This is a genomic window from Roseateles saccharophilus, from assembly GCF_004342485.1.
GTDB lineage: Bacteria > Pseudomonadota > Gammaproteobacteria > Burkholderiales > Burkholderiaceae_C > Pelomonas > Pelomonas saccharophila.
In genome coordinates, this window is the sequence record NZ_SMBU01000083.1 from 1 (window position 1) to 2,693 (window position 2,693).

General features: G+C 62.8%; 3 protein-coding genes. All 3 read right to left on the minus strand.

Annotation, left to right across the window (positions count from 1 at the left end; genetic code table 11):
• Positions 1 to 577: 577 nt before the first annotated feature.
• The gene (locus EV671_RS26370) at positions 578 to 850 is read right to left on the minus strand and encodes a hypothetical protein (RefSeq protein WP_132576868.1); all 273 of its coding nucleotides are present in this window, start codon (positions 848 to 850) and stop codon (positions 578 to 580) included.
• 438 nt (positions 851 to 1,288) lie between these two features.
• The gene (locus EV671_RS26375) at positions 1,289 to 1,606 is read right to left on the minus strand and encodes a type II toxin-antitoxin system RelE/ParE family toxin (protein ID WP_132576869.1); all 318 of its coding nucleotides are present in this window, start codon (positions 1,604 to 1,606) and stop codon (positions 1,289 to 1,291) included.
• Positions 1,603 to 1,902 (minus strand): YlcI/YnfO family protein, encoded by a 300-nt coding sequence (locus EV671_RS26380; RefSeq protein ID WP_277592528.1) that lies wholly within the window; start codon positions 1,900 to 1,902, stop codon positions 1,603 to 1,605. The genes EV671_RS26375 and EV671_RS26380 overlap by 4 nt, the downstream gene beginning before the upstream one ends.
• Positions 1,903 to 2,693: the final 791 nt, after the last annotated feature.

Below are 2,693 nucleotides of genomic sequence, written 5' to 3' on the forward strand. Positions count from 1 at the left end.
TTGCGGGTCCCGTCCAAACCTTCGCGGGACAACAGCTTCTGCTCAACCTCGAATAGCTTGGGACTGCGAGCCCAAATCTACGCGGGACGTAACAGTTGGACTTTTAGCTCGCCTACATCGGCGAGGACTTCGACGAACCTCACCCCCCAGCAGTTCGATACCGCCTACATGAGGAAGCTGTTCGACTATGGCTACCGACCTGCCTCCGAGGGAAGGCAATGGCACAAGGCGCCGCCGGGCGAATAGCAGTGGGAAGGCGATCCGGCTCGATCCTCGATCAACCAGAAGTCCCGGCCGCCGGCACCAGACCCGGTGCGTAGCAGCGGCAGGCCCCATCGTGACGCAGGCAGGCTCCCGTACGACCAACAGGGCCCGATGGCGATGAAGGGCATGCGGCTGGCGCAAGCGCGATCGCTGCGCCCCTGCTGCTACCGGGCGAACGCATGCACCGATGGTGCCGCCACAGGCGGAGTTTCCAACGCATCCCGCCAGCCACGTCGGCGGGTTGTTGGCGCATCTATGGCGACCCGCCGGATGAGCATCGACTACAACGCAGCGCGACGGCCCCTCACCCTGGTCAGGCGCCAATCTGCTTGGCGGTGTGCTCCAGGCATTGCTCGATGTCTGCAACGTCGATGACCTCGCCTGGTTTGGCCAGCAATTCCACCGTGACGCCCGTTGGCTTCGCCTTGACGTCAATGGACTGCAGCTTGTCGTACTGGGGCGTCGGGCAGGAACACGTGCCGGCCGCACACTTCGCAAACTCCTCGAGCAACTCGTTCAGCTTTTCGGGATCGACCGCCGCGCTGATGCGCAACCCCTCGCTCGTCTTCTCAACGGTGTGCTTCATCGCAGCCCCTTATATCGCCCGCTCAGTGTGCTCCTGGACATGAGGCGTGAGACATGACGTACGTCAAACGTCAAAGTGGGACGGCCAGCCGCCTGCAATGAAGGCGATCATTGGCAAGGGGGCATGCGCCCCCCCCCCACGATTGCCAACGGCGACGGCATGCGCCAGCCGTTGGCGATTGACCTAACGGTTTGCGACGTAGACGCAAAACCGGTCGCCACTGAGCTTGCCGGAAGCGTGGCTGTTCAGCCGCGTGATCAGACCCACCTTGCGGCGCTCGCCCTGGGCTGCAGGATCGAACTTCCGGTCTGACATTCCGCAGTGCATAAGCACGTCATCGCGCCAGATCGCATAGACGCCGGCCGTAATTGCCGGGACGCCGCGGAGAACCGATAGCGCCGGGTGAAGCCGGTGGCGTCGGGCATGTGCGGATGCGCGTCAGTGGTAGTCGTCTTCAAGCTGATGGCGCACGGCACCGACCCCGACGTTCGAGTCGTCCTGGATCTCGAACAGCGCGACATAGCCGCTGCGCCCGAACGGAATGATCAGCTCGCGCAAGAACGGGCTGCCCCCGGCCTTGCGACAGGTGAAAGGCGACGACTTCAAGGTCGCGATACCAGCGCGAATGGCAGCCAGCGCGTCGGTCGCGAGTTCGAGGTCGCCGCCATCGCGCGCGAGTTCGCGCTCCAGCACAAACTCGAACAAGCGTTTAAGGTCTGCCTCGGCGTCTTGCGTGAGCCGGACTCGGAAGGTCACTTCAACTTCTTCGCCAGGCGGGAGCGCGCAACTTCCAGCTTGCGCTCCAGATTGGCGAGAACGACGTCGGCGTCCACATACTGACCCGTGGTGCGAGCCTCGCCCAGCGAGCGAAGGCCACGCGCCACGAACTCCTCGTGGATGCGCCGCCGACCGACCTTCTCCCGGATCGAGCTCTCCACGAAGTCAGTGAGCGTCTCCCCTTCGGCCAGCATTGACTCCACCTCAGCGCGGAGCTCAGGTTCAACTCGGACGGGCGGGATCCTCGCGGTCTTCATGGCAGCAGTGTAGTCCATTTGCACTCCACGCTTCAAATGAGTCGCGACACGGCTCGGCCGAGCGCTGAGTACCGGAAGCCATCGCAGGGAAGCCATCCGGTAACTTGCACAGTAACTGAGGACGAAACAGAACCTCAGCTTGTTGCTCGGTGCGGCCCGCAGAGGCCGCTTGCGCCCCTCCTCTCTCGGCCCAAAAGCCCTACCCCCAGACCTACCCCTAGGGCGCGCGGGCTGTCAACGAACGTCGTTGGACGCCAGGAAGCAAAAAAGCCCGTCTCCACTGGGGAAAACGGGCTTTTCGCGTTCTTTGCGGGACTTCAGAAGACGTCCCGGAACTGATCCTTGGCGGGTCGGAGGGATCCGAATCATGCGTCGCAAGTGCCATAAACACTTCAGACTTAATTTTCCTGATTGATGACTACCCCCAAAACTACCCCCAACGCCTACGGGCTGGGCTGGCACACCCACAAGAAGGGGTGATCTCAGTCAATTTGGACTGGTCGACGAACCCTTTCGCCCAGGACGCGGGCACGTTGCCAACGCACCTTGGCATCCGGCCTCGCAGAGTCTGTCACGCTTCTTGCACGATGCCGAACTTCTGCTCGCCGTGGCAGCGTCCATTTGACGTCGGGCGAGGCTGACATCGCGGTGATTCATCAAGCCGGCAGGCCGCAGCGACGAAGCCGCGGCGACCATCACCTCACGCAGCCTCCAAGTGTTGGCGGCGGTCAGGAAACGCTCTTATTCGGCGGTGAGACGGCGGTTTTGGCCATGACCAGGCACTACGGCGCTCCCCAGGTCAGTATTCG

Coding starts and splice junctions, on each gene's coding strand:
- EV671_RS26380 (WP_277592528.1), bottom strand. CDS start 1,902: ATGGACTACACTGCTGCCATGAAGACCGCGAGGATCCCGCCCGTCCGA.
- EV671_RS26370 (WP_132576868.1), bottom strand. CDS start 850: ATGAAGCACACCGTTGAGAAGACGAGCGAGGGGTTGCGCATCAGCGCG.